This is a genomic window from Variovorax sp. VRV01, from assembly GCF_014852545.1.
Lineage (GTDB): Bacteria > Pseudomonadota > Gammaproteobacteria > Burkholderiales > Burkholderiaceae_C > Variovorax > Variovorax beijingensis_A.
On sequence record NZ_JACVBS010000009.1, the window covers coordinates 214,730 to 239,811 of the forward strand.

General features: G+C 67.3%; 23 protein-coding genes. 17 read left to right on the forward strand and 6 right to left on the reverse strand.

Going from position 1 to position 25,082, the window contains the following annotated elements:
- Positions 1-3: 3 nt before the first annotated feature.
- The 15 genes from IB278_RS18015 (at position 4) to IB278_RS18085 (ending at position 16,736) form a co-directional block, all read left to right on the forward strand.
- Positions 4-1,329 (forward strand): branched-chain amino acid ABC transporter permease, encoded by a 1,326-nt coding sequence (locus tag IB278_RS18015; protein WP_145747411.1) that lies wholly within the window; start codon positions 4-6, stop codon positions 1,327-1,329.
- Positions 1,329-2,105 (forward strand): ABC transporter ATP-binding protein, encoded by a 777-nt coding sequence (locus IB278_RS18020; RefSeq protein ID WP_145747412.1) that lies wholly within the window; start codon positions 1,329-1,331, stop codon positions 2,103-2,105. The genes IB278_RS18015 and IB278_RS18020 overlap by 1 nt, the downstream gene beginning before the upstream one ends.
- Before the next feature lie 361 nt (positions 2,106-2,466).
- Complete coding sequence (locus tag IB278_RS18025; RefSeq protein WP_192324621.1) at positions 2,467-3,162, forward strand: ABC transporter ATP-binding protein; 696 nt, start codon at positions 2,467-2,469, stop codon at positions 3,160-3,162.
- A 153-nt stretch (positions 3,163-3,315) separates the two neighbouring features.
- On the forward strand, positions 3,316-5,421 hold the full coding sequence (locus tag IB278_RS18030) for a 3-hydroxyacyl-CoA dehydrogenase NAD-binding domain-containing protein (RefSeq protein WP_192324623.1): 2,106 nt from the start codon (positions 3,316-3,318) through the stop codon (positions 5,419-5,421).
- A gap of 23 nt (positions 5,422-5,444) precedes the next feature.
- The gene (locus IB278_RS18035; protein WP_192324625.1) at positions 5,445-6,920 is read left to right on the forward strand and encodes a M20 family peptidase; all 1,476 of its coding nucleotides are present in this window, start codon (positions 5,445-5,447) and stop codon (positions 6,918-6,920) included.
- Positions 6,921-6,963: 43 nt separating this feature from the next.
- The gene (locus IB278_RS18040; RefSeq protein WP_145747418.1) at positions 6,964-8,139 is read left to right on the forward strand and encodes an acetyl-CoA C-acyltransferase; all 1,176 of its coding nucleotides are present in this window, start codon (positions 6,964-6,966) and stop codon (positions 8,137-8,139) included.
- A 139-nt stretch (positions 8,140-8,278) separates the two neighbouring features.
- Positions 8,279-10,132 (forward strand): acyl-CoA dehydrogenase, encoded by a 1,854-nt coding sequence (locus IB278_RS18045; RefSeq protein WP_192324628.1) that lies wholly within the window; start codon positions 8,279-8,281, stop codon positions 10,130-10,132.
- A 2-nt stretch (positions 10,133-10,134) separates the two neighbouring features.
- A complete protein-coding gene (locus IB278_RS18050) occupies positions 10,135-10,371 on the forward strand; it encodes a hypothetical protein (RefSeq protein ID WP_192324630.1) in 237 nt (78 codons plus the stop codon).
- A gap of 15 nt (positions 10,372-10,386) precedes the next feature.
- On the forward strand, positions 10,387-10,689 hold the full coding sequence (locus IB278_RS18055; protein ID WP_192324632.1) for a Dabb family protein: 303 nt from the start codon (positions 10,387-10,389) through the stop codon (positions 10,687-10,689).
- Positions 10,690-10,720: 31 nt separating this feature from the next.
- Entirely contained in the window at positions 10,721-11,515 is a 795-nt protein-coding gene (locus IB278_RS18060; protein ID WP_145747422.1) for an SDR family oxidoreductase, read from the forward strand.
- 1 nt (position 11,516) lies between these two features.
- On the forward strand, positions 11,517-11,978 hold the full coding sequence (locus IB278_RS18065; RefSeq protein ID WP_192324634.1) for a PaaI family thioesterase: 462 nt from the start codon (positions 11,517-11,519) through the stop codon (positions 11,976-11,978).
- A gap of 22 nt (positions 11,979-12,000) precedes the next feature.
- Positions 12,001-13,017, forward strand: a complete 1,017-nt coding sequence (locus tag IB278_RS18070) for an NADP-dependent oxidoreductase (protein ID WP_192324636.1) — start codon at positions 12,001-12,003, stop codon at positions 13,015-13,017.
- A gap of 94 nt (positions 13,018-13,111) precedes the next feature.
- Positions 13,112-14,752, forward strand: coding sequence for an isovaleryl-CoA dehydrogenase (locus tag IB278_RS18075; protein WP_192324638.1), 1,641 nt, complete (start codon positions 13,112-13,114; stop codon positions 14,750-14,752).
- Positions 14,753-14,787: 35 nt separating this feature from the next.
- The gene (locus IB278_RS18080; protein WP_145747426.1) at positions 14,788-15,726 is read left to right on the forward strand and encodes a glutathione S-transferase family protein; all 939 of its coding nucleotides are present in this window, start codon (positions 14,788-14,790) and stop codon (positions 15,724-15,726) included.
- A 104-nt stretch (positions 15,727-15,830) separates the two neighbouring features.
- Complete coding sequence (locus IB278_RS18085; RefSeq protein ID WP_192324640.1) at positions 15,831-16,736, forward strand: SDR family oxidoreductase; 906 nt, start codon at positions 15,831-15,833, stop codon at positions 16,734-16,736.
- A gap of 33 nt (positions 16,737-16,769) precedes the next feature.
- On the opposite strand, the gene IB278_RS18090 is transcribed toward IB278_RS18085, so the two are convergent.
- Entirely contained in the window at positions 16,770-17,696 is a 927-nt protein-coding gene (locus IB278_RS18090; RefSeq protein ID WP_192324642.1) for a LysR substrate-binding domain-containing protein, read from the reverse strand.
- A gap of 100 nt (positions 17,697-17,796) precedes the next feature.
- Here IB278_RS18090 and IB278_RS18095 point away from each other — a divergent pair, with 100 nt between their 5' ends.
- Positions 17,797-18,516, forward strand: a complete 720-nt coding sequence (locus tag IB278_RS18095) for an FMN-dependent NADH-azoreductase (protein WP_145747429.1) — start codon at positions 17,797-17,799, stop codon at positions 18,514-18,516.
- Here IB278_RS18095 and IB278_RS18100 read toward each other — a convergent pair.
- Positions 18,483-19,514, reverse strand: coding sequence for an aldo/keto reductase (locus tag IB278_RS18100; RefSeq protein WP_192324644.1), 1,032 nt, complete (start codon positions 19,512-19,514; stop codon positions 18,483-18,485). The genes IB278_RS18095 and IB278_RS18100 overlap by 34 nt on opposite strands.
- A gap of 41 nt (positions 19,515-19,555) precedes the next feature.
- Complete coding sequence (locus tag IB278_RS18105; protein WP_192324645.1) at positions 19,556-20,749, reverse strand: MFS transporter; 1,194 nt, start codon at positions 20,747-20,749, stop codon at positions 19,556-19,558.
- A gap of 94 nt (positions 20,750-20,843) precedes the next feature.
- Between IB278_RS18105 and IB278_RS18110 the strand changes: the two genes are divergently transcribed.
- Positions 20,844-21,806, forward strand: a complete 963-nt coding sequence (locus IB278_RS18110) for a LysR substrate-binding domain-containing protein (protein ID WP_145747432.1) — start codon at positions 20,844-20,846, stop codon at positions 21,804-21,806.
- On the opposite strand, the gene IB278_RS18115 is transcribed toward IB278_RS18110, so the two are convergent.
- From IB278_RS18115 to IB278_RS18125, 3 genes are all read right to left on the reverse strand, one after another.
- Entirely contained in the window at positions 21,755-22,528 is a 774-nt protein-coding gene (locus IB278_RS18115; RefSeq protein ID WP_225612987.1) for a fumarylacetoacetate hydrolase family protein, read from the reverse strand. The two genes, IB278_RS18110 and IB278_RS18115, sit on opposite strands and share 52 nt — an antisense overlap.
- A 147-nt stretch (positions 22,529-22,675) precedes the next feature.
- Entirely contained in the window at positions 22,676-23,653 is a 978-nt protein-coding gene (locus tag IB278_RS18120; protein ID WP_186454309.1) for a Bug family tripartite tricarboxylate transporter substrate binding protein, read from the reverse strand.
- Positions 23,654-23,766: 113 nt separating this feature from the next.
- Positions 23,767-25,011 carry a pyridoxal-phosphate-dependent aminotransferase family protein gene (locus IB278_RS18125; protein WP_145747435.1) on the reverse strand — a complete coding sequence of 415 codons (1,245 nt, stop codon included), beginning with the start codon at positions 25,009-25,011 and terminating at the stop codon, positions 23,767-23,769.
- Positions 25,012-25,082 lie beyond the last annotated feature (71 nt).

The following is a 25,082-nucleotide window of genomic DNA, read 5'->3' on the forward strand; positions in this document are numbered from 1 at the left end:
GCCATGACAAGCACAACCACCACGACCACTGCGGCCACCACGCAGTACTACCGCTTCAAGCCCTGGAACATCGGGCGCTTCCTGATCTGGTCGCTGTTCGCGATCGTGCTGATCGTCTCGCCGCTGCTGTTCAAGAGCAGCCTGGCGCTCACCATGCTCTCGCAGATGGGCTACCTGATCATCATCTGCCTGAGCTACAACATCCTGCTGGGGCAGGGCGGCATGCTGAGCTTCGGCCATGCGGTGTATGTCGGGCTCGGTTCATTCCTTGCGATCCACGCGATGAACATGGCCGACAAGGGCGGGCTGCAGATTCCGCTGGTGGCCATTCCGCTGGTGGGCGGCCTGGCCGGCATGTTCTTTGCCATCCTGCTGGGCTTTGTCACGACCAAGAAGTCGGGCACCACCTTCGCGATGATCACGCTGGGCATCGGCGAGCTCGTGGCCTCCATGGCGCTGATGTTCCCGAGCTTCTTCGGAGGCGAGGGCGGCATCACCACCAACCGCGTGTACGGGCCGAGCTTCTTCGGCTTCAACTTCGGCCCGCAGATCCAGGTGTACTACCTGATCGCCGCCTACTGCTTCGTCTGCACCGCGCTCATGTATGCCTTCACCGGCACGCCGCTCGGCCGCATGCTGAATGCGGTGCGCGACAACCCGGAGCGGGTGGAGTTCATCGGCTACAACACGCAGCGCGTGCGCTATTTCGCCTTCATCATCGCGGGCTTCTTCGCGGGCATCGGCGGCGGGCTGGCATCGATCAACTTCGAGATCGTGAACGCGGCCGACAGCCTGAGCGCCATCCGCTCGGGCGGCTACCTGCTGTTCACCTTCCTGGGCGGGGCGGTGTTCTTCTTCGGCCCGATCATCGGCGCGGTGCTGCTGGTGTTCGCTTCGATCCTGCTGTCGGAGCTCTCGAAGGCCTGGCAGCTCTATTTCGGCCTGGTGTTCGTGTTCATGGTGATGTTCGCGCCGGGCGGCATCGCCAGCCTGGTGATGATGAACCTGCGGGTTGCCAAGTTCGGCAAGTTCAACCGCTTCTGGCTGCTGTATGTCGCGCTGGCCGTGGCGCTGGTGCCGGTGGTGGTGGGCGCTGCCGCGCTGATCGAGATGATCTATCACATCCAGCTCAATTCGGCGCTCGGGCCCAACCTGAATTACTTCGGCGTGGCGATCGATACGTCCGCCGCGGCCAGCTGGCTCGGCGCCGCTGCGATCCTGGCCGTGGGCCTGGCCGCGCTGGAGGTGGCGCGCCGGCGCTTCGTGCGTGTCTGGGGCCAGGCGCAGGAAGAGATCGAAGCAGAAATCAAGCGCCGGGAGGCCGCGTAATGAGCGCGCAATATGCACTGGAACTGAAGTCGCTGCGCAAGAATTTCGGCAAGACCGAAATCATCCGCGGCGTGGACCTGGCCGTGAAGGCCGGGGAGCGCGTGGCCATCATCGGCCCGAACGGGGCGGGCAAGTCGACGCTGTTCAACCTGATCAGCGGGCGGCTCGCACCCACGAGCGGCGAGGTGCTGCTGAACGGCCAGCGCATCGACGGCAAGAAGCCTTTCGAGATCAACCGGCTGGGCCTGTCGCGCAGCTTCCAGATCACAAATATCTTCCCGAAGCTCAGCGTGTTCGAGAACCTTCGCTGCGGCGTGCTGTGGAGCCTGGGCTACCGCTATACCTTCCTGCGCTTTCTCTCGAACCTGGACGACGCCAACGCGCGCACCGAAGAGCTCATGCGGCAGATCGGCCTGCAGCGCAAGCGCGACGTGCACGCGGTGAACCTCACCTATGCGGAGCAGCGCGCGCTCGAGATCGGCGTGACCATTGCCGGCGGCGCCGGCGTCATTCTTCTGGACGAGCCCACGGCGGGCATGAGCAAGACCGAGACCGCGCATTTCATCTCGCTGATCAAGCACGTCACGGTCGGCAAGACGCTGCTGACGGTGGAGCACGACATGGGCGTGGTCTTCGGGCTGGCCGACAAGATCGCGGTGGTGGTGTATGGCGAGGTCATCGCCTTCGACACGCCGGCCGCGGTTCGCGCCAATGCGCGGGTTCAGGAAGCCTATCTGGGGTCTTCGGTTGCCGATGCGCAGGGGGCGGGGCACTGATGGCAATCCGCTTTTCTCTGCGTCGCGTTGTGTTTGACATGCCTTGTCCAGGGCGCGATCCCGCCGACGGGGTACCTTGCTCCGCGAATGTCCCCCGGCCTGCGGCCTCCTCCTTGATTTCGCTGCGCAAGGCACCCCATCGACGTGATCGTTATGCGGAACGGTGGTTGATCAGCCAGCACCACAGCCGCGCCCATCGTGCGCAGGGCATCGGGTGCTCCCCGCAGCGAAATCAAGGAGGAGCCGAAGGCGGGGGACATTCGCGGAGGGGAGTACCCGGTGGCCTGTGCACGCGCCCCGAACAACAACGCCAAGAACACAAGCAACCCGCAACACAACAACACGCCGCGGAGCCACTGACATGCTGAAGCTTCACGACATCCACGCCTACTACGGCAAGAGCCATGTGCTGCATGGCGTTTCCTTCAACGTCGGCGCCGGCGAAATCGTCGCGCTGCTGGGCCGCAACGGCTCGGGCCGCTCGACCACCGCCAAGGCCATCATGGGCCTGGTGCATGCCGAGGGCACGCTGCGCTGGAAGGACCAGGACATCCTGCGCCGGAAGGCCTACGAAATTGCGCACCTGGGCATCGGCTACGTGCCCGAGAACCGCGACATCTTTCCCAAGCTCACGGTGCACCAGAACCTGCTCTTGGGCCAGAAGGGATCGGGCAAGGGAAGCCGCTGGTCCTTCGACGACATGTACGGCATGTTCCCGCGCCTGAAGGAGCGCCAGCACACCGAGGCCGGCGTGCTCTCGGGCGGCGAGCAGCAGATGCTCACGCTGTGCCGCACCTTGATGGGCGACCCCGACCTGATCATCATCGACGAGCCCACCGAAGGCCTCGCGCCCAAGATCGTCGAGCTGGTGGGGCAGTACCTGCGCACGCTCAAGGACAAGGGCATTTCGGTGCTGCTGATCGAGCAGAAGCTGACCATTGCGATGCAGATCTCCGACCGTGCGCTCGTCATGGGCCACGGCAGCATCGTGTTCGACGGAACCCCCGACAGCCTGCGTGCCGATGCAACTACTCGCAAAGAGTGGCTGGAGGTCTGAAGAAGCCCTCCAGGGATCCGGGCCGCGCCCCGGATCCTCTTGTCCCGACAGCGACTGCGTGCCATTGTTGGGCCACGCGAAACGCCTAGAATCCCCTCAAAAAAGAACACTCGTGCTTTTTCTTCTTTTTCTTCACACACCAAGGAACGCAGCATGACGGCTGAATACAAAGTGCTCGGCGATGTCGCCGTGATCACACTGACCAACCCGCCGGTCAACGGTCTCGGTTTCTCGACCCGCATCGGCATCACCGATGGGCTCGCGAAGGCCAACGCCGATGATGCCGTCAAGGCCATCGTCATCACCGGTGCCGGCAAGGCGTTCTCGGGTGGTGCGGACATCAAGGAATTCGGCACGCCCAAGGCGCTGCAGGAGCCCAACCTGCTGAGCGTGATCCTTGCGCTCGAGGCTTCGCCGAAGCCGATCGTCGCGGCCATCCATTCGGTGTGCATGGGCGGCGGGCTCGAGCTGGCGCTCGGCTGCCACTACCGCGTGGCGGCTCCCGGCACCAGCATTGCGCTGCCCGAGGTCAAGCTGGGCCTGATTCCCGGCGCCGGCGGCACGCAGCGCCTGCCGCGCGTGCTGGGCGTGGAGACCGCGCTCAACATGATCGTGAGCGGCGAGCCCGTCAAGAGCGAGCTGCTGGCCGGCCTGCCGGGCCAGAAGCTGTTCGACCAGCTCGCGGCTTCACCCGAATCGGTGTTCGAGGAAGCTGTTGCATTTGCCAAGAGCGTCGCAAGCAAGACCGGCGATGCGCTGCCACTGGTGCGCAACCTGCCGTGCAAGCACCCGCAGGGCGATGCCTACTTCCAGTTCGCGAAGAACATGGTGGGCGGCATGTCGAAGAACTACCCTGCGCCGCTCAAGTGCGTCGATGCCGTTCAGGCCGCGACGAAGATGAAGTTCGACGAAGGCATGGCCGAGGAGCGCCGGATCTTCACCGCGCTGATGTTCACGCCCGAATCGCTGGCGCTGCGCCACCTGTTCATGGCCGAGCGCGCGGCCTCCAAGATTCCCGACGTGCCCGAGGACACGCCCAAGCGCGAGATCAAGTCGGTGGGCGTGATCGGCGCCGGCACCATGGGCGGCGGCATCTCGATGAACTTCCTGAATGCCGGCGTCCCCGTGAAGATCCTCGAGATGAAGCAGGAAGCGCTCGACCGCGGCATTGCGACCATCCGAAAGAACTACGAATCCCAGGTCAAGAAGGGCAAGCTCAAGCAGGACAAGTACGAGCAGCGCATGGCGCTTTTGAGCACCACGCTCGACTACAACGACCTGAAGGATGCCGACCTGATCATCGAAGCCGTGTTCGAGGAACTCGGCGTGAAGGAAAAGGTGTTCAAGGAACTAGACCGCGTGGCCAAGAAGGGCGCCATCCTGGCTTCCAACACCTCGACGCTCGACGTCGACAAGATCGCCGCCTTCACCCAGCGTCCGCAGGACGTGGTCGGCATGCACTTCTTCAGCCCGGCCAACGTGATGAAGCTGCTCGAGGTGGTGCGCGGCAAGGAAACGGCCAAGGACGTGCTGGCCACCGTGATGGACATCGGCAAGAAGATCAAGAAGACGGCCGTGGTCTCGGGCGTGTGCGACGGCTTCATCGGCAACCGCATGATCGAGCAGTACTCGCGCCAGGCGGGCTTCCTGCTGGACGAGGGCGCCACGCCGCAGCAGGTCGACAAGGCCGTCGAGAAGTTCGGCTTTGCCATGGGCCCGTTCCGCATGGGCGACCTGGCCGGCAACGACATCGGCTGGGCCATCCGCAAGCGCCGCGCCGTGGAGCATCCGGACATGAAGTACAGCCGCACGGCCGACAAGCTCTGCGAACTGGGCCGCTTCGGCCAGAAGACCGGCGCAGGCTGGTACGACTACCAGGCCGGCAAGCGCGACGCGATTCCGTCGGAACTCGTCAACAAGATGATCGAGGACCACCGCAAGGAACTGGGCATCACGCCGCGCAAGATCTCCGATGAAGAGATCGTGCAGCGCCTGGTCTATGCGCTGGTCAACGAAGGCGCGCACATCCTGGAGGACGGCATCGCCTCGAAATCGGGAGACATCGACATGGTGTACCTCACCGGCTATGGCTTCCCGATCTGGCGCGGCGGCCCGATGCACTACGCATCGCAGGTGGGCCTGTACAACGTGGCCGAAACCATGAAGCGCTTTGCCAAGAACCCGCGCGACGACGCCGAGTTCTGGCAGCCCGCGCCGCTGATCCAGAAGCTGGTGGCTGAAGGCAAGCAGTTCAGCTGATCGCGAAGGGACCCAGGCCGCCCATGTTGAAACGCATCTTCCTCGGGCTGCTGCTGGTGCTGCTGGCACTGGCGGCGGCCGTGGCGGCCAAGACCTGGACCACGCCATCGCAGCAGCTGGCGGTGGCGCCCGCACCCAAGCTGGACATCGACCTGCAGGCGGCCGCGAAGCGGCTGTCCACGGCGATCACGTTCCGCACGGTGTCCAGCCTCGACGACCCGGCCGCGAACCTGGCCGAGTTCGACAAACTGCATGCCTACCTCGCGCAGCAGTTCCCCAGGCTCCACGCGACCCTCAAGAAGGAAGTGGTCGGCAACAGGGCACTGCTCTACACCTGGGCCGGCAGCGATCCGCAGGCCAGGCCCGTCGCGCTCATGGCGCACCAGGACATGGTGCCCATCGCACCGGGCACCGAGAAGGCCTGGACGGTCGACCCCTTCGCGGGCGAGATCAAGGACGGCTTCGTCTGGGGCCGCGGCACGCTCGACAACAAGAGCAACCTGTTCGCGCAGATGGAAGCCATCGAGCTGCTGGTCGCAAGCGGCTTCCAGCCGAGACAGACCGTCTACCTCGTGATGGGCGACGACGAGGAGGTGAGCGGCCTGCGCGGCGCGCAGCCGATTGCCGAGCTGCTCAAGTCGCGCAACGTGCGCCTGGACTGGGTGCTCGACGAGGGCCTGCTGATCCTCGACGGCGTGCTGCCCGGCCTGTCGAAACCGGCGGCGCTCATCGGCCTGGCCGAGAAGGGCTACGGCACCTTCTTTCTTTCGCTCGACACCGCGCCCGGCCATTCGTCGATGCCGCCGCAGCACAGCGCCATCGGCAGCATGAGCGCGGCGCTCGCGCGGCTCGAAGCCAACCCGATGCCCGGCGGCATCAAGGGCGTGGCCGCGCAGATGTTCGGTGCGCTCGCGCCCGAGATGAGCGGCGTGAACCGCGTGATGCTCTCCAACCTGTGGCTCACGGAACCGCTGGTGCGCGGCCAGCTCGAGAAAAGCCCGAGCAGCAACGCGATGCTGCGCACGACCACGGCGCTCACCATCGTGCGCGCCGGCAACAAGGACAACGTGCTGCCCGGCCGCGCCGAGGCGGCGGTCAACTTCCGCATCCTGCCGGGCGACACCATCGACAGCGTGGAAGCGCATCTGCGCAAGAGCCTGGGCAACGACGAGATCAAGATCAAGCGCTATCCAGGCAACTCGGAGCCATCGCCCGTCTCGCCGACCGATAGCACGGGCTACCGCGCAATCCAGCAGGCGGTGCGCCAGTCGTTTCCCGATGTGGTGGTGGCCCCCGGCCTCATGACGGCCGCCACCGACTCGCGCCACTTCAGTCTGGTGAGCGACGCGGTCTTTCGTTTCTCGCCGCTGCGCATGAAGGGCGAGGACCTCGCGCGTTTCCACGGCAACAACGAGCGCGTCTCCATCGCCAACTACGGCGAGATGATCGGCTTCTATCACCAGCTCCTGCGCAACGGCAACGCCGCGCCGGCGCAATGACGACCACAACCCTCTTTCCCTTCCATCTTCAAAGGACCTCACCATGACCAGCGCCGTCATCGTTTCCACCGCCCGCACGCCGCTCGCGAAGAGCTGGAAGGGTGCTTTCAACATGACGCACGGCGCCACGCTCGGCGGCCACGCCGTTCAGCACGCCATCTCGCGCGCCGGCATCGAAGCCGCCGAAGTCGACGACGTGATCATGGGCTGCGCCACGCCCGAGGGCGCCACCGGCTCCAACATCGCGCGCCAGATCGCGCTGCGCGCCGGCTGCCCGGTCACCACCTCGGGCATGACGATCAACCGCTTCTGCTCGTCGGGCCTGCAGACCATCGCCACCGCCGCGCAGCGCATCATCGCGGGCGAGGGCGAGGTGTACGTGGCCGGCGGCGTCGAGAGCATCTCCTGCGTGCAGAACGAAGCCAACAAGCACATGCTGGCCGACCCCTGGCTCGTGAAGCACAAGCCCGAGATCTACTGGAACATGCTGCAGACGGCCGAGCAGGTGGCCAAGCGCTACAACATCGGCCGCGACGCCATGGACGAATACGGCGCCGCCAGCCAGCAGAAGGCCACCGCCGCGCTCGAAGCCGGCCGCTTCAAGGACGAGATCGCGCCGATCACCGTGCTGGCCGGCGTGGCCGACCCGGTGATGGGCCTGCGCACCAAGGAAGTGACCGTCGAGAACGACGAAGGCATCCGCCCCGGCACCACCAAGGAAGGCATCAGCGGCATCCGCCCGGCGATTCCCGGCGGGCTCATCTCGGCCGGCAATGCGAGCCAGTTCTCCGACGGCGGCGGCGCCTGCGTGGTGGTCGACGAGAAGTACGCACAGCAGAAAGGCCTGAAGCCGCTCGGCCGCTTCCTCGGCTTTGCCGTGGCCGGCTGCGAGCCCGACGAGATGGGCATCGGCCCGGTGTTCGCGATTCCGAAGGTGCTCAAGCGCCTGGGCCTCACGGTCGACGACATCGACCTGTGGGAGCTCAACGAGGCTTTCGCCGTGCAGGTGATCTACTGCCGCGACAAGCTCGGCATTCCGGGCGACCGCCTGAACGTGGACGGCGGCGCCATTGCCGTGGGCCACCCCTACGGCGTGAGCGGCCAGCGCCTGACGGGCCATGCGCTCATCGAAGGCAAGCGCCGCGGCGCGAAGAAGGTGCTGGTCACGATGTGCATCGGCGGCGGCATGGGCGCTGCGGGCGTGTTTGAAGTTCTTTAACTCTCGCCCAGCCGGCGGCGCGTAGCGCGTCGCCGCCCTCGCCAACCCCGTTCAGGGGACGACACCAGCGGCCCGGCAAAGCCGGTTCCGCGGTGTTCCCGGCGCAGAACCCGCGCATCCCTTCACACCGAGATCGATCATGAGCCTGCGTCCCACCCTCGACTTTCTGCTTTATGACTGGCTCGACGCGGAATCGCTGAGCCAGCGCGAGCGCTTTGCCGACCATTCGCGCGAAACCTTCGATGCGGTGCTCGACACCTGCGAGCGCATTGCGCGCGAGAAGTACGCGCCGGCCAATCGCATCGTCGACACGCAGGAGCCGCACTTCGATGGCGAGAAGGTCGTGCTGCCGCAGGCCACGCACGATGCGCACAGGGCCTTTGTCGAATCGGGAATGATGAGCGCGGCGCAGGACTACGACATCGGCGGCATGCAGCTGCCCTACACGCTGCAGGCCGCGGCCAACAGCTTCTTCGCAATGGCCTCGGTCAGCATCGGCTCGAACATGCTCACCAGCGGCAACGCCAACCTGCTGATGGTGCACGGCACCGGGATGCAGAAGGATGTGTTCGCCAAGAACGAGTTCTCGGGCCGCTGGGCCGGCACCATGTGCCTGTCCGAGCCGCAGGCCGGCTCGTCGCTGAGCGACGTGGCCACGCGCGCCGTGCCCGATGGCGACGACTACCAGAGCGATCCGCTCGGGCCGCGCTACCGGCTCACGGGCAACAAGATGTGGATCTCGGCGGGCGACCATGAACTGACCGAGAACATCGTGCACATCGTGCTCGCGAAGATTCCGGACGCGAATGGCAAGCTGGTGCCGGGCACGCGCGGAATCTCGCTGTTCATCGTGCCGAAGCGCATGGTGAATACCCGAGGCGAGCTGACCGGCGAGCGCAACGACGTCGCATTGGCAGGCCTCAACCACAAGCTGGGCTGGCGCGGCACCACCAACACGCTGCTGAACTTCGGCGAGGGCAAGTACCCGGTCGGCGGCAAGGCCGGCGCGGTGGGCTACCTGGTCGGCGAGCCGGGCAAGGGCCTGCACTGCATGTTCCACATGATGAACGAGGCGCGCATCGGCGTCGGCACGGCCGCCACCATGCTGGGCATGGCGGGCTACCACGCCTCGCTCGACTACGCGAAGACCCGGCCGCAGGGCCGGCTCGTGAAGAAGGCGGAGCAGCCCGGCACGGCGGTCGTGAAGGACTCGGCCAGCCCGCAGGTGCGCATCATCGAGCATGCCGACGTGCGCCGCATGCTGCTCGCGCAGAAGGCGTACTGCGAAGGCGCGCTGGCACTGGAGCTGTACTGCGCCCGGCTGGTCGACGAGCAGAAGACCGGCGAGGCGCAGGCCGCGGACGACGCGCGCCTGCTGCTCGAAGTGCTCACGCCCATCGCCAAAAGCTGGCCCAGCGAGTGGTGCCTGGAAGCCAATTCGCTGGCCATCCAGGTGCATGGCGGCTACGGCTACACGCGCGATTTTCCGGTGGAGCAGTACTGGCGCGACAACCGCCTGAACATGATCCACGAAGGCACGCACGGCATCCAGGCGGCCGACCTGCTGGGCCGCAAGGTGCTGATGGAAAAGGGCCGCGGCCTGCAACTGCTGGGCGGGCGCATCGCCGAAACCATCGGCCGCGCCGCCAAGGTGCCCGGGCTCGCGGCGCATGCCAAGGTGCTGGAGGCCGCATGGCAGCGCATAGTCGGCGCCACCGCGGCCGCCTGGTCCACCGGCGACCCGGCCGATGCGCTGGCCAACGCCGTGCCCTACATGCAGGCCTTCGGCCATACCGTGCTGGCCTGGATCTGGCTGGACGTGGCGCGGCGGGCGCTGGAAATCGATGCGGAAAAGGCGAGGGCGGTAACAGCTGGCAAGATAGGCGCCACGGACTACTTCTTCCACTACGAGCTGCCGAAAATCGGTGCCTGGCTCAACGTGGTCGAGAGCCGCGACCCTACCTGTACAGCATTGCCCGAGGACGCTTTTTGACAATGGCCAACGCCGCCCCCAACAACACGCCCAACCCCGCCAAGCCGCCGAAGCCGCACGCGCGGCTCGAGAAGTGGATCTGGATCCTGATCTACGGCGGCCTGCTTTTCATGATTCTCGGCATTGCCACGGGCCGCACCGAGCCGGCGCTCGGCTGGTCGATGGCCGTGCCCGGCGCCGTGGTCGCGCTGGTGGGCGTCGTGCTGATCTACGTGCGCTCGCGCCTCAACGACAAATAACCGCAAAGACAAACCATGCTCAAGCACATCGTGATGTGGAAGTTCAAGGAACATGCCGAAGGCGCCGACAAGGCGACCAACCTTCTCAAGGCCAAGGTGCTGCTCGATGCCTGCGCCAGTCTGTCGCCCGGCACGCTGCGTTTCGAGGTGGCCATTGCCCAGCCCGGGCTCGAAGCCACCTACGACCTGGTCCTGTATTCGGAATTCACCGACGCGGCCGCGCTCGCGGCCTATGCCGACCATCCGCAGCACGTGGCGCTGAAGCCCTTCATCGGCGCCGTGCGCGAAGCGCGCCAGTGCATGGACTACATCGCCTGAACATTCCAGACCGAACAACGGAGACTTTCCCATGACCGCCCGCACCATCCAAAAGCTGTTCGACCTCGGCGGCAAGACCGCCCTCATCACCGGCGGCTCGCGCGGCCTGGGCCTGCAGATGGCGCATGCGCTCGGCGAGGCCGGCGCGAAGATCATGCTGAGTTCGCGCAAGGCCGACGACCTGGAACAGGCCGCGGCCGAACTGCAATCGGCCGGCATCGACGCGCGCTGGATCGCTGCCGACTGCTCGAAGGAAGAAGACACGCGCCGCCTGGCCGACGAGACACTGCAGCGCATGGGGGCGATCGACATCCTCGTCAACAACGCGGGCGCCAGCTGGGGCGCGCCGGCCGAGAGCCATCCGGTCGAGGCCTGGGACAAGGTGATGAACCTCAACGTGCGCGGCTATTTCATCCTGTCGCAGCATGTGGCCAACGGCTACATGATCCCGAAGAAGACGGGCCGCATCATCAACATCGCCTCGATCGCGGGCCTCAACGGCAACCCGCCCGAGATGCAGACGCTGGCCTACAACACCTCGAAGACGGCGGTGATCGGCTTCACGCGCACGCTGGCCGCCGAATGGGGCAAGTTCAACATCAACGTGAACGCAATCTGCCCGGGCTTCTTCATGACGAAGATGGCCGCCGGCCTCATCAAGTCGCTGGGCGAGGAAAAGATGGCCTCGCATGCGCCGCTCGGGCGCCTGGGCGACGAGGAAGACCTGAAGGGCATCACGCTGCTGTACGCGAGCGATGCCGGCAAGCACATCACGGGGCAGTGGCTGGCTGTGGATGGTGGCGTGAGCGTGGTCCTTGGTGCTTGAAATGGCTGAAGATTCCAACGACATCAACATCCGCTCCTACACGAGCCAGATCCCGTTCGCGCGCCACCTGGGCTTCGAGCTCACGAAATTCGAGGGCGGCGAGTCGGAGATCATCTACACCGCCAAGCCCGAACACCTCAACACCTTCGACGTGACGCACGGCGGCGCCTGCATGACGCTGCTCGACATCACCATGGCGGCCGCGGCGCGCAGCGTGGCGCCCGAGACGGGCGTGGTCACCATCGAGATGAAGACCAGCTTCATGCAGCCTTCGGTCGGGCCTCTGCATGCGCGCGGCACGCTGATCCACCGCACCGCGACGCTGGCCTTCACCGAGGCCAGGATCTACGACGAACTGGAGCGCGTGTGCGCGCATGCCACCGGCACCTTCAAGTACGTGAAGCGCCGGCTGCCCACAGGCCCCGCGAGCGCCAACGCGATGCGCCCGCCTTCCACCGATTGATTGCATTCCCCCGGAGACACCCATGCCCACCAACAAGCAGATCCACCTCGACAACCGGCCCGACGGCGAAGCCGTTGCCAGCAACTTCAAGCTCGTGACCGCCGAGACGCCCGCGCTCAAGGACAACCAGGTGCTGGTGCGCCACCACTACATGAGCCTCGACCCGTACATGCGCGGGCGCATGAACGATTCCAAGAGCTACGCCCAGCCGCAGCCCGTGGGCCAGGTCATGCAGGGCGGCACGGCCGGCGAAGTGGTCGAGAGCAGGCACCCCAAGTACGCCGTTGGCGACAAGGTGGTGGGCTTCGGCGGCTGGCAGGAATACAGCGTGGTCGATGCCTCGCAGCCCGGCGCGCTCAAGAAGGTCGACACCACGCAGGTGCCGCTGTCGCACTACCTCGGCGCGGTCGGCATGCCGGGCGTCACGGCCTGGTATGGCCTCGTGAAGATCATTGCGCCGAAGGCCGGCGAGACGATGGTCGTCACGGCGGCCAGCGGGGCGGTGGGCAGCGCCTTCGGTGCATTGGCCAAGGCGCGCGGCTGCCGCGTGGTGGGCATTGCGGGCGGCCCGGACAAGTGCAAGTACGTGACCGACGAGCTCGGATTCGACGCCTGCATCGACTACCGCCAGCACCCCGACGTCAAGAGCATGAGCGCCGCGCTCAAGGAGGCCTGCCCGAACGGCATCGACGGCTACTTCGAGAACGTGGGCGGCTACATCTTCGACGCCGTGCTGCTGCGCGCCAACGCCTTCTCGCGCGTGGCGCTGTGCGGAATGATCGCGGGCTACGACGGGCAGCCGCTGCCGCTTGCGAACCCGGCGCTGATCCTCATCAACCGCATGAAGATCGAGGGCTTCATCGTGAGCGAGCACATGGAGGTGTGGCCCGAGGCGCTGGCCGAACTCGGTGCGCTGGTGGCCAGCGGCAAGCTCAGGCCGCGCGAGTCGGTGGCGCAAGGCATCGAGGCTGCCCCTGAGGCCTTCCTGGGTTTGCTCAAGGGCAAGAATTTCGGCAAGCAACTGGTCAAACTGATCTGATGAATTGAACGCACGGCAAGGAGGCCGGTATGCGCGCCGCGCCGGGCCGCCCCAAGTCAGCGTGCACCGCAGTGCGAAGCACGGAGGTATTCGAATGAATTCGACGCACGAGGTATTCAACCAGCCCGAGCCGCTGGTGGGCTACAACCTGTTCGAAACCAACCGGCCCCTGCGCGATGCGCTGAAGTTCAATGCGCCATCTCTTCAGCTCGCGCAGCTGAACGAACTGGGTGCGGCCATCGGCTCGGCCGAGATGCAGGCGCATGCGCGGCTCGCCAACACCCACCCGCCCGAACTGCACACGCACGACCGCTTCGGCCGGCGCATCGACGAGGTGGAGTTCCATCCGAGCTATCACGTGCTCATGGCCGCCGCCGTGGGCGCAGGCCTGCACGGCACGCCCTGGACAGGCACCTCGGCCTCGCCGCACCTGCTGCGCGCGGCCGGCTTCATGCTTTTCACCGAGCTGGAGCCGTCGATCCTTTGCCCGGTCTCCATGACCTACGCCGCCACGCCCGCATTGCGCGGCAATGCCGCCGTGTACGCCGACTGGGGCCCGAAGCTCGGCAGCCTCTGGTACGACCCCGCGCTCGCTTCGTTCAAGGACAAGCCTGGCGTGACCATGGGCATGGGCATGACCGAGAAGCAGGGCGGCTCCGACGTGCGCGCCAACACCACGCGCGCCGTGCGCGAGGCTGGCGACGCCTGGGGCGAGCGCTACGCGATCACCGGCCACAAGTGGTTCTTCTCGGCGCCGATGTGCGATGCCTTCCTGGTGTTGGCCCAGGCGCCGGCCGGCCTGAGCTGCTTCTTCCTGCCGCGCGTGCTGCCCGACGGCACGCGCAACGCCATCCACATCCAGCGCCTGAAGGACAAGCTCGGCAACAAGGCCAACGCCAGTTCCGAGGTCGAGTTCCACGGCGCCAGCGCATGGCTCGTGGGCGAAGAGGGTCGCGGCATTCCGCAGATCCTCGAGATGGGCACCATGACCCGGCTCGACTGCGCGCTGGGCACCAGCGGCCTGATGCGGCAGGCGCTGAGCATTGCGCTCAACCATGCGAGCCAGCGCATGGCCTTCGGCAAGCCGCTGATCGAGCAGCCGCTCATGAAGAACGTGCTGGCTGACCTGGCCCTGGAGAGCGAAGCCTCGACCGCGCTGGCCATCCGCCTCGCGCGGGCCTTCGACCGGCAGGCCGACGAGCACGAGCGCCTGATGGCACGCCTGCTCACGCCGGTCGCCAAGTTCTGGATCTGCAAGCGCGGCAGCCACTTTGCGCAAGAGGCCATGGAATGCCTTGGCGGCAACGGCTATGTGGAAGAGGGCGGCGAAGGCATCATGGCGCGCATCTACCGCGAGATGCCGCTCAACTCGATCTGGGAAGGCGCAGGCAACATCATGGCGCTCGACCTGCTGCGGGGCCTGCGCAAGGGCGATGCGGTGGCCGCATTGGTCAAGGAGCTGGCGCCCGCGCGCGGCCAGCATGCGGCGCTCGACCGTCTGGCCGACGCGCTGCCGGCACGCATCGAGGCCATGGCTTCCGAGGCCGAGGCGCGACGCCTCGCGCAGGACGTGGCCCTGGCCGTGCAAGCGGCGTTACTCGCGCAGACCGCACCGCCGGCCGTCGTGGGCGCCTTCTGCGCATCGCGGCTGGGCGGCGACTGGGGCAACGTGTTCGGCACGCTGGGTGCGGGCACCGATTTCGATTCGATCATCGGGCGTGCGCAGCCGCGCTGAGCTCGGCAACACACTCATCCACGGGAAACCAGCACATGGCCGAACTCATCCTGCACCATTACAACACCTCGCCGTTCTCCGAGAAGGTGCGGCTCATCCTCGGCGCCAAGAAGCTGCCGTGGAAATCGGTGCTCATCCCGCCCATCATGCCCAAGCCCGACGTGGAGGTGCTCACGGGCGGCTACCGCAAGACGCCGTTCCTGCAGATCGGCGCCGACATCTACTGCGACAGCGCGCTGATCGCCGACGTGCTCGAGCACCTGCAGCCCGAAGCCACGCTCTACCCCGAGCCCGAAAAAGGCATGTCGCGCATCCTCGCGCAGTGGGCCGACACCACCCTGTTCTGGGCCGCCATGGCCTGGAGCATGCAGCCCCGGGGCGCGGCCGAGCTGTTCGCCAAGGCGCCGCCCGAGGCCGCCAAGGCCTTCGGCGAAGACCGCGCGAAGATGAGCACGGGCAACATGACGCGGCTGCGTCCGGCCGACGCCACCAGCGCCTACAAGTCGTATCTGCGCCGCCTGTCCGACATGCTCGACGACAAGCCCTACCTGCTGGGCGAGGTGCCGTGCATCACCGACTTCTCGGTCTATCACCCGCTCTGGTACACGCGCCGCATCGACTCGGTGCGCGGCATCCTCGACCTCACCCCCGCGGTCATCGACTGGATGGAGCGCATGGCCGCGATCGGCCATGGCAGCATCGAAAAATCCAGCTCGGACGAAGCCATCGCCATCGCCAAGGCCGCCACGCCGCACACGCTGCTGACCGACAGCACCTTCCAGGACGACCATGGCATTGCGCTGGGCAGTGCGGTCACCGTCCGGGCCGAGAGTTTCGGCCTGGAGGAAACGCCCGGCACGCTGGTGGCCGCCACGCGCACGCACTACACGCTGGAGCGCAGCCACGAGCGCGTCGGCACGGTGCACGTGCACTTCCCCCGCATCGGCTACGTGCTGAAGCAAGCCGAAGCCTGAAGTCCCCGAGCGGGCACCTTCGTGACTGCGCCGCGGCGTGTTCCGTATTTCAATAGCGGTTCCAACGTCAGTCAGAGACATTCAACGCAAGAAGGAACCGGCAAATGATTCAGGACTTCAAGGGCAAGACGGCCGTACTCACCGGCGCGGGTTCGGGCTTCGGCCTCGAGTGCGCGCGCATCGGCGCCACGCGCGGCATGAACCTCGTGCTGGTCGACGTGCAGCAGGACGCGCTCGACAAGGTCCGCGCCGAGATGGAAGCCGCCGGCGCGCAGGTGCTGGCGCGCAAGGTCGACGTGTCTGACGCCGCGCAGATGGAAGCCCTGGCCCTTGCGGTGAAGGAGCGCTTCGGCGCGCCGCACTTCGTGTTCAACAACGCAGGCGTGGGCGCGGGCGGCCTGGTGTGGGAGAACACCGTGGCCGACTGGGAGTGGGTACTGGGCGTGGACCTGTGGGGCGTGATCCACGGCGTACGCCTGTTCACGCCGATGATGCTCGAGGCCGCCGCGAAAGACCCGGCCTACCGCGGCCACATCACCAACACCGCGAGCATGGCCGGGCTGCTCACGCCGCCCAACATGGGCATCTACAACGCCGCCAAGGCCGCGGTCGTGAGCCTCACCGAGACGCTGTACCAGGACCTGACGCTGGTCACCGACCAGATCGGTGCGAGCTTGCTGTGCCCGTATTTCGTGCCCACGGGCATCACGAGCAGCGAGCGCAACCGGCCGAACGCGCCCAAGGAAACCGAGCTCACCAGGAGCCAGCTCATTGGCCAGGCCATGAGCAACAAGGCGGTGAGCAGCGGCAAGATCACGGCGGCCGAAGTGGCGGCAAAGGTGTTCGATGCGATCAGCGACAACCAGTTCTATGTGTTCAGCCACCCGAAGGCGCTGGGCAACGTGCGCAGCCGCATGGAGAACATCGTGGCGGTCAAGAACCCGGCCGATCCGTTCCTCGAGCGGCCGGAGATCGGGCAGAAGCTGCGCGAGCAACTGCGCGGGGGATGAAAGGCTGGCGCCGGGGACGCGCGCGGATTGGTTTCAGGCCTTCGAAGCCTGCGACGCGATCCACTCCCACACGGCTCGCACGGCCGGCTCGCCTTCATGCCCGGCGGCCACCGCGAGAAAGTAGCTGCCCGTGTCGAGCGCCGGGCCGAAGGGCTGCACCAGCGCGCCGCTGCGCAGTTCCTCGGCCGCGAGTGTGAGGCTCAGGAGCGCGGCGCCGTGGCCCGCGAGCGCGGCCAGGATGGCGTGGGTCTCGTCCGAGAACGACAGGCCCGCGGCCTTCATTGAGCGGCCCCGCGGCGGCGCGAGGCCGGCCTCCTTGAACCAGCGCGACCACAGCGCGGGCGCTGCGGCGCCGGGCTGCCAGTCGCAATGGATCAGCTGGTGCTTTGGCAGGTCGGCCGCGCGCTTCAGGCCCAGCATCGGGCTGCACAGCGGCGCGTAGCGCTCGGGCATCAGCTCGCGCGACACCAGGCCCGGCCAGTTGCCGCTGCCTGATCGAACGGCAATGTCGGCGCCGCCGCGCGCCAGGTCGACCAGCGTGTCGCTCGCATGCAGCCGCAGTTCGATGCCGGGACAGGCCTTGCGGAAGGCCGCCATGCGCGGCAGCACCCAGCGTGCTGCGAAGGCGGTGTTGGTGGTGAGCGTGACGGCCTGCGAGACCGAGGGCTGGCGCAGCCTTTCGACGCCGGCCTCCAGTGCGTCGAAGCCCGCGCGCAGGTCGTCGAACAGCCGCTCGCCCGCGGGCGTCAGCGCGAGCTGCCGCGTGAGCCGGCGGAACAGTGGACGGCCCAGCGTGTCTTCGAGCGCGCGCACCTGGTGGCTGATGGCCGAAGGCGTGACCGAAAGCTCCAGCGCCGCGCGCTGGAAGCTCAGGTGCGCGGCCGCCGCCTCGAAGGCCCGCAGCGAGAGCAGGGGAGGGAGGTGCCGGGGGCGCCGGATGGATGAGCCAATCTCGTTCATCGATGGAGAAATGATCGTTTGTCGAAGGTCTTGCACGTCTCTAGATTCAGGACCTGTGCCGCCATTGTGGCAGTGCAAGACAGAACAGAGAAATTCATCCATGAACACAATGAACCTTCTTCACATCGACGCCAGTGCCCGTCCGGGCCGCTCCGGTATCGATCCCCATGGCTCGCACACGCGCCGGCTGTCGGCGCGCTTCGTCGAGCGCTGGCGCGAGGCGCGGCCGGTGGACCGCGTCGATTACCTCGACGTGGGCCGGCATCCGCCCGCGCATGTCGATGCCCGCTGGATCCACGCGGCCTTCACCGCGCCCGCCGATCGCCAACCCTGGATGGCCGACGTGCTGGCCGAGAGCGACCGCCTGGTCGACCAGCTCGTGGCCGCCGACCTGATCGTGGTGGGCCTGCCGATGTACAACTTCAGCGTGCCTGCGCAGTTCAAGGCCTGGATCGACAACATCGTGCGCGTGGGCCGCACCTTCGGCTTCGATCGCTCGCGCGGTGCGGTGCCGTACTGGCCGATGCTCGCCGATGCGGGCAAGCGCATGGTGCTGCTCGGCGCGCGCGGCGACCACGGCTACGACCCGGGCGGCCGCATCGCGCACCTGAACCATGCCGAGCGCACGGTGCGCTCGGTGTTCGGCTACATCGGCATCACCGAGGTGTTCGAGGCGGCGGTGGAGTGCGACGAGTTCGGCGGCGAGCAACTGGCCGAGTCGCTGCGGCAGGCGGAGCAGAAGGTCGACGGCCTGGTCGACCAGCTCGCGGCCGAGCCGCGGTCAGCTCACACCGCCACCGGGCTGCGCTCCGCGAACTGACCATTCCAGTACGGGTAGTAAGGGTAGGGCGGCGTCACCGCGCTGGCCGCGTCGAGCCGCTGGATCTGGTCTGCGCTGAGCTGCCAGCCGAGCGCGCCGAGGTTCTGCCTGAGCTGCTCTTCGTTGCGCGCACCGATGAGCACGCTCGACACGGTGGGCCGCTGCAGCAGCCAGTTGAGCGCGATCTGCGGCAAGGTCTTGCCGGTTTCCTCGGCCACCTGGTCCATCGCATCGACCACGCGGTAGAGGCGCTCGTCGTCCACGGGCGGCGCGAAGCCGGCAGTTTCATGCAAGCGGCTTCCGGCGGGTAGCGGCTGGCCGCGCCGCAGCTTGCCGGTCAGCCGGCCCCAGCCGAGCGGGCTCCAGACGATGGCGCCCAGGCCCTGGTCCAGGCCCAGCGGCATCAGCTCGAATTCGTAGTCGCGGCCAATCAGCGAGTAGTAGGTCTGGTTGGCCACGAAGCGCTGCAGCCCGAGCCGGTCGGAGGCCGAGAGCGATTTCATCAGCTGCCAGCCCGAGAAGTTCGAGGCACCGATCAGCCGCACCTTGCCCGCGCGCACCAGGTCGTCGAGCGTGTCGAGCACCATCTCGACCGGCGTCATCGCGTCGAAGGCGTGCAGTTGGAGGATGTCGATGTAGTCGGTGTCCAGGCGCCTGAGTGCGGCATCGGTCGCGGCGATCAGGTGGTGGCGCGAGGCGCCGACCTCGTTCGGCCCGTCGCCGGCGCGCAGCGCGAGCTTGGTCGAGATGATGGCCTTGTCGCGCCGGCCCTTGAGCGCGGCGCCGAGGATCGATTCCGAAGCGCCGTTCGAGTACACGTCGGCCGTGTCGAACAGCGTCACGCCGGCATCCAGCGCCAGGTCGACGATGCTGCGCGCGCCCTCCACGTCGGTGTTGCCCCAGGCGCTGAAGAGCGGACCCTGCCCGCCGAAGGTGCCGGCGCCGAAGCCGAGTGCGGGGACCTTGAAGCCGGAGCGGCCGAGAAAGCGTTGTTCCATGATGTCGCGTCTTTGTGATCGTTGAAAAAAAGAGGGGGAGTTCAAGCCCGGGCCGACGCGCGATCGGCCGTAGAGGCATTGCCGCGTTCGCGCCGGTCGAGCGAACGGCTCCAGAGCGCGATCGCCAGCCCCGCGAGCGTGAGCAGCGCCGCCACCCAGCCGAGCGCGCGCAGGCCCGGACCATGGTCGATGACCACGCCGCCCACCCAGGCGCCGAGCGCATTGCCCAGGTTGAAGGCCGCGATATTGAGGCTCGACGCCAGGTTCTGGCCCGCGCCCGAGGCCTTTTCGAGCACGCGCAGCTGCATCGGCGCCACGGTGGCGAACGAAGCGATGCCGAGCAGGCCGACGAACACCACGGCCGCGAACGGCGTCCCGATGCTGAACTGCATCGCGCCGAGCACCGCGGCCAGCGCCACCAGCGTGCCGAGCACGGCCGGCATGGTCGACCTGTCGGCCAGCCTGCCGCCGAGGATGTTGCCCACGGCCAGGCCGCCGCCGAACACCAGCAGGATCGGCGACACCACCGATTCGGACAGGCCCGTGACCTGCGTCAGCAAGGGCTGGATGTAGGTGAACACCACGAACACGCCCGCGTAGCCGAGCACCGTCATCGCCAGGCCGAGCAGCACCTGCGGCCGCGCGAGCACTGCGAGTTCCTCGCGCAGCGGCGCCGGCCTGGCTTCGCCCTTGACGTGGGGCACGAACACGGCAAGCACCGTGAAGGCCAGCACGCCGATCAGCGTCACCGCCCAGAAGGTGGCGCGCCAGCCGTAGTGCAGCCCGAGCCAGGCGCCGGCCGGCACGCCCAGCAGTGTGGCGGCCGTGAGGCCGGTGAACATGATGGCGATGGCCGAGGCGCGCCGTTCCGGCGCCACCAGCCCGGTGGCCACCACCGAGCCGACGCCGAAGAAGGTGCCGTGCGCGAGCGAGGTGACCACGCGCGCGGCCATCAGCAGCTCGTAGCTGGGCGCGAGCGCGCAGGCCAGGTTGCCGAGCGTGAAGATCGCCATCAGCGCGAGCAGCACGGTCTTGCGCGGCAGCTTGCGGGTGGCGATGGTCAGGATCGGCGCACCCACGGCCACCCCGAGCGCATAGCCCGAGATCAGCAGGCCGGCGGCCGTGATGGAGACGTGCAGATCCGCCGAGACCTGCAGCAGCAGGCCCATGATGACGAATTCGGTGGTGCCTATTCCGAAGGCACCGGCGGTAAGGGCGAGTAGAGCGATTGGCATGATGCCCTGTACTGTGCGGGCATCCGGCCTTGATGACTAGAATGCCGCTGCTACACGCACTTGTGAATTGAAGTCACAGAAAAGGAAACCCGCCATGCCGCGCATCGACGTCAACCGCTCCGGCGAAATGGAAGCCTTCGTGCAGGTGGTCGAAGCCGGCGGCTTTTCCGCGGCGGCGCGGCTGCTCGACATGACGCCTTCGGCGGTGAGCAAGCTGGTCGCACGGCTCGAATTGCGGCTGGGCATCCAGCTGGTGTACCGCTCCACGCGCAAGCTGCAGCTCACGCCCGAAGGCCTGCATTTCTACGAGCGCAGCACGCGCGTGCTGGCCGACATGGACGAGGCCGAGCGTTGCGCCGCCGCCGGCGCTGCGCCGCGCGGGCGCGTGAGCATCAACGCGAGCGTGTCCTTCGGGCACCACAAGCTGGTTCCGCTGGTGCCGCGTCTGCTCGAGCTGCATCCGCAGATCACGCTGGACATCGCGCTGACCGACCGCATCGTCGACCTGATGGACGAACGCGCCGACATCGCGATCCGCTGGGGCCAGCTGCCGCCGTCCGACCTGGTGGCGCGGCGGCTGGGCGAAACCAGCCAGTCCATCGTGGCCTCGCCGGGCTACCTTGCGAAGTACGGCACGCCGCACACGCCGCAGGAACTGGAGGCGCACAACCGGCTGGGCTGGAGCTACCGGCGCAATACGCCCGACTGGCCCTTGCGCGTGGATGGGCGAACGGTCTCGCTGCCCGTGGCCGGGCCGGTGCGCGCGGGCGACGGCGAAACCCTGCGCCAGCTGGCCCTTGCCGGCGCGGGGGTGGCGCGGCTGTCGCTGTACCACATCCAGCACGACATCGATGCGGGCCGCCTGGTGCCGCTGCTCGAGGAATTCAATCCGGGCGAGGTGGAGCCGATCCACGCGGTGTACATCGGCAAGGCCGGCACCTTGCCGGCGCGCGTGCGCGCGGTGCTCGACTTCCTGGTGGCGTACTCGGGTGTCGGAGGAGGGCGCTACACGCTCAAGCGCAGCGCGCCGATGCCCGCGAATTCCACCGCCACCTGATCGCCGCGGCGGCAGGGCACGATGCCGACCCACGAGCCGGTGGTGACCACGGTGCCGGCCGGCGCGGTCCGCCCATGGCGCGTAACGTGGCGCAGCCAGGCCGGCAGAAGCCACGCGGGATCGGCCAGCGGATGGGTGCCTTCGCGCACCACGGTGTCGGCGTTGCCGACCTTCGTTTCGCAGCGCTGCGAAGCCCAGTCGACCGCGGCATAGGGCTGCCATTCGCCGATCGCGAGCGCGCCGTGCACCTGCGAATCGGCCAGGCGCAGCAAGGCGGGCGTGGCGGCCAGGTCCTGCCAGCGCGAATCGACGATCTCGACGGAGACGGCCATGGCATCGATGAGCGAAGCCGCATCGCCGTGGTCGAGCTGCGCGGCTTGCGCGGGCGTCACGTCCTGTCCGAGGCGCAGCGCGATCTCGGCCTCGATGCCGGGCACGTGAAAGGCAAGGTCGCTGAAATCGGCCGGGCTCGTGCGCACGCCGGCCGGGGGCAGCGGCGCATGCGTGAGCGTGGCGCTGCGCGAGCCGCCGCCGGATTTCCAATGGCGGGGGACGGCGCCGTCGTCGCCGAACCAGCCGAGTGCGGCGGCCACGGCGTCCTGCACTTCATAGGCCTGGGTTGCGTCTTGCAGCGCGTCGGTCCAGGGCGCGGCGCCGAGGGTGCGGTTGTTCCGGCGCGCGGCGATCAGCGCGTCGGCGAGGGCGGTCATCGATGAGTTCATTCGGCGATTTTCTCAGTTGCTCTGGCGTGTTGTATTTGCGGGTTCTTGTGTTCGGGCGCTGCTGTTCAGGGCGCGTGCACAGGCCACCGGGTACTCCCCTCCGCGAATGTCCCCCGTCGGCGGGAGCGCACCCCGAACAAGAGCGCTTCAAGTGTCCACATGCACCTTGCCATCCTTCACCACCTTTGCCCACTTGGCGATCTCGGTGGCAATGAACTGTTTGAACTTGTCCTGCGACCCGCCGCCATCCTCGGCGCCATAGGTGTCGAGCTTTTCCTGCACGTCGGGCATCGCGAGTGCCGTGTTGACGTCGCGGTTCACCTTCTCGGCAATGCCCTGCGGCAGCTTGCCCGGGCCCGCGAGCCCGTACCACGTGGTGGCCTCGAAACCCGCGAAGCCCTGTTCCTGCATCGTCGGCACGTTCGGATGTCCCTTGGCGCGCTTGCCGCGCGTTTGCGCCACGGCCAGCACGCGGCCGCTCTTCACGTGCGGCGTGGCCGCGGTCATGGTCTCGAAGCTGTACTGGATCTGGCCGCCCATCAGGTCGGCCAGCAGAGGGCCGCTGCCCTTGTAGGGCACATGCAGCGCATCGACCCCGGCCTGCAGCTTGAACATTTCCAGCGCCAGGTGCTGCGCCGACCCCGCGCCCGCCGAACCGAAGCTCACCGTGCCGGGCGAGGCCTTGCATGCCGCCACGATGTCCTTCACCGTGAGCGCCTTCTGCGCCGGGCTGGCGATCAGCAGGTTGGGCGTGACGCCCACCAGCACGATCGGCACGAAGTCGCGCTCCACGCTGTAGCGCAGCTTGGGCTGCAGGCTGGGCGCGAGCGCATGGCTGTTGATGTGCGCCATGAGCAGCGTGCTGCCGTCGCTGGGCTGCTGCGACACGTATTCGGCCGCCAGCACGCCGGCCACGCCGCCCTTGTTCTCGACGATGACCTGCTGGTTCCACATCACCGTGAGTTTCTGGGCCACCACGCGTGCGAGCGCATCGGTGCCGCCGCCGGGCGGAAAGCCCACCACGATGCGCACCGGCCCCGAAGGCCACTCCTGCGCGAAGAGCCGGGGCACGCCCAGCGTGGCGGCCGCGGCACCCGCGGCTTGGATCAGCGTACGTCTCTGCATCATCTTTGTCTCCAGTGTGGGGTGGGTCCGATGCGTGCCGGGATCGAAAGCCCGGCAGGGTGGCGGTCGCCGCGCCGTTCGAGCGGCGCGCTGCGTCCGGTGTGTTCTTGCGGCTACGCGGCCTTCTGCAGGCCGGCATGCGCCGCTGCATGGCTCGCGAAATGGTCCATCGCGGCCTGCACGCCGCTGCCCGCGAGCTTGATGCCGCTGAGCTTCATGCCCATCTCGACGCCCGCGACCATGGCCACCAGCGTCAGGTCGTTGCTGTCGCCCAGGTGGCCCATGCGGAACATGCGGCCCTTGAGCTTGCCCAGGCCGGTGCCCAGCGAAAGGTCGAAGCGCTGGTGGATCAGGCGGCGCAGCGCATCGGCATCGACGCCCTCGGGCGTGATCACGCCGGTGAGCACGGGCGAATACACGGCCGGGTCGGCGCACTGGATCGGCAGGCCCCAGGCATTGACTGCCGCGCGCACGCCGGCGGCCCAGCGCTGATGGCGCGCAAACACGTTGTCCAGTCCTTCGGCCAGCAGCATGTCGAGCGATTCCGACAGGCCGTAGAGCAGGTTGGTGTTGGGCGTGTAGGGCCAGTAGCCGTCCTTGTTCATCTCCACGATCTCGTCCCAGGCCCAGAACGCGCGCGGCAGCCTGGCGCTTTTCGAGGCTTCGAGCGCGCGCGGCGAGAGTGCGTTGAAGCTGATGCCCGGCGGCAGCATCAGGCCCTTCTGCGAGCCGCTGATGGTGACGTCCACGCCCCATTCGTCATGCCGGAAATCGGCGCTCGCCAAACCCGAGATGCTGTCGACCATCAGCAGGGCCGGGTGGCCGGCCGCATCGATGGCCTTGCGCACCGAGGCGATGTCGGAAGTGACGCCGGTGGAGGTTTCGTTGTGCACCACGCACACTGCCTTGATCTTCCTTTCGGTGTCCTTGCGCAGGCGCGCCTCGATGAGGTCGGCCTGCACGCCGCGGCGCCAGCTGGGTGCGGCGGGCAGCTGCTCGTCCTTGCCGGACCAGGCGAGGAATTCGGTCGACAGGCCGAGCCGCGTGGCCATCTTCTGCCACAGCGATGCGAAGTGGCCGGTCTCGTACATCAGCACGTGGTCGCCCGGGCTCAGCGTGTTGGCGAGCGCAGCCTCCCAGGCGCCGGTGCCGGAGGCAGGGTAGATCGCGACCGGGTGCTTCGTCTTGAAGATCTGCTTGATGCCGCCCAGCACCTTGAGCCCCAGCGTGCCGAACTCGGGCCCGCGGTGGTCGATGGTCGGCAGGCTCATGGCCCGCAGGATGCGGTCGGGCACCGGGCTCGGCCCGGGAATCTGGAGGAAGTGGCGGCCGGTGGGATGGAGGTCGAGTTGCAGCATGGACTGTCCTTTCGCTTTCAGTTTTGCATTCAAAATTGAATTTGACGTGATGGTTTACCCTTATATGTTCG

Bases quoted from the DNA above. Each gene is read 5' to 3' on its own strand.
- IB278_RS18015 (WP_145747411.1), top strand. From the start codon at position 4: ATGACAAGCACAACCACCACGACCACTGCGGCCACCACGCAGTACTAC.
- IB278_RS18020 (WP_145747412.1), top strand. From the start codon at position 1,329: ATGAGCGCGCAATATGCACTGGAACTGAAGTCGCTGCGCAAGAATTTC.
- IB278_RS18025 (WP_192324621.1), top strand. From the start codon at position 2,467: ATGCTGAAGCTTCACGACATCCACGCCTACTACGGCAAGAGCCATGTG.
- IB278_RS18030 (WP_192324623.1), top strand. From the start codon at position 3,316: ATGACGGCTGAATACAAAGTGCTCGGCGATGTCGCCGTGATCACACTG.
- IB278_RS18035 (WP_192324625.1), top strand. From the start codon at position 5,445: ATGTTGAAACGCATCTTCCTCGGGCTGCTGCTGGTGCTGCTGGCACTG.
- IB278_RS18040 (WP_145747418.1), top strand. From the start codon at position 6,964: ATGACCAGCGCCGTCATCGTTTCCACCGCCCGCACGCCGCTCGCGAAG.
- IB278_RS18045 (WP_192324628.1), top strand. From the start codon at position 8,279: ATGAGCCTGCGTCCCACCCTCGACTTTCTGCTTTATGACTGGCTCGAC.
- IB278_RS18050 (WP_192324630.1), top strand. From the start codon at position 10,135: ATGGCCAACGCCGCCCCCAACAACACGCCCAACCCCGCCAAGCCGCCG.
- IB278_RS18055 (WP_192324632.1), top strand. From the start codon at position 10,387: ATGCTCAAGCACATCGTGATGTGGAAGTTCAAGGAACATGCCGAAGGC.
- IB278_RS18060 (WP_145747422.1), top strand. From the start codon at position 10,721: ATGACCGCCCGCACCATCCAAAAGCTGTTCGACCTCGGCGGCAAGACC.
- IB278_RS18065 (WP_192324634.1), top strand. From the start codon at position 11,517: ATGGCTGAAGATTCCAACGACATCAACATCCGCTCCTACACGAGCCAG.
- IB278_RS18070 (WP_192324636.1), top strand. From the start codon at position 12,001: ATGCCCACCAACAAGCAGATCCACCTCGACAACCGGCCCGACGGCGAA.
- IB278_RS18075 (WP_192324638.1), top strand. From the start codon at position 13,112: ATGAATTCGACGCACGAGGTATTCAACCAGCCCGAGCCGCTGGTGGGC.
- IB278_RS18080 (WP_145747426.1), top strand. From the start codon at position 14,788: ATGGCCGAACTCATCCTGCACCATTACAACACCTCGCCGTTCTCCGAG.
- IB278_RS18085 (WP_192324640.1), top strand. From the start codon at position 15,831: ATGATTCAGGACTTCAAGGGCAAGACGGCCGTACTCACCGGCGCGGGT.
- IB278_RS18090 (WP_192324642.1), bottom strand. From the start codon at position 17,696: ATGAACGAGATTGGCTCATCCATCCGGCGCCCCCGGCACCTCCCTCCC.
- IB278_RS18095 (WP_145747429.1), top strand. From the start codon at position 17,797: ATGAACACAATGAACCTTCTTCACATCGACGCCAGTGCCCGTCCGGGC.
- IB278_RS18100 (WP_192324644.1), bottom strand. From the start codon at position 19,514: ATGGAACAACGCTTTCTCGGCCGCTCCGGCTTCAAGGTCCCCGCACTC.
- IB278_RS18105 (WP_192324645.1), bottom strand. From the start codon at position 20,749: ATGCCAATCGCTCTACTCGCCCTTACCGCCGGTGCCTTCGGAATAGGC.
- IB278_RS18110 (WP_145747432.1), top strand. From the start codon at position 20,844: ATGCCGCGCATCGACGTCAACCGCTCCGGCGAAATGGAAGCCTTCGTG.
- IB278_RS18115 (WP_225612987.1), bottom strand. From the start codon at position 22,528: ATGAACTCATCGATGACCGCCCTCGCCGACGCGCTGATCGCCGCGCGC.
- IB278_RS18120 (WP_186454309.1), bottom strand. From the start codon at position 23,653: ATGCAGAGACGTACGCTGATCCAAGCCGCGGGTGCCGCGGCCGCCACG.
- IB278_RS18125 (WP_145747435.1), bottom strand. From the start codon at position 25,011: ATGCTGCAACTCGACCTCCATCCCACCGGCCGCCACTTCCTCCAGATT.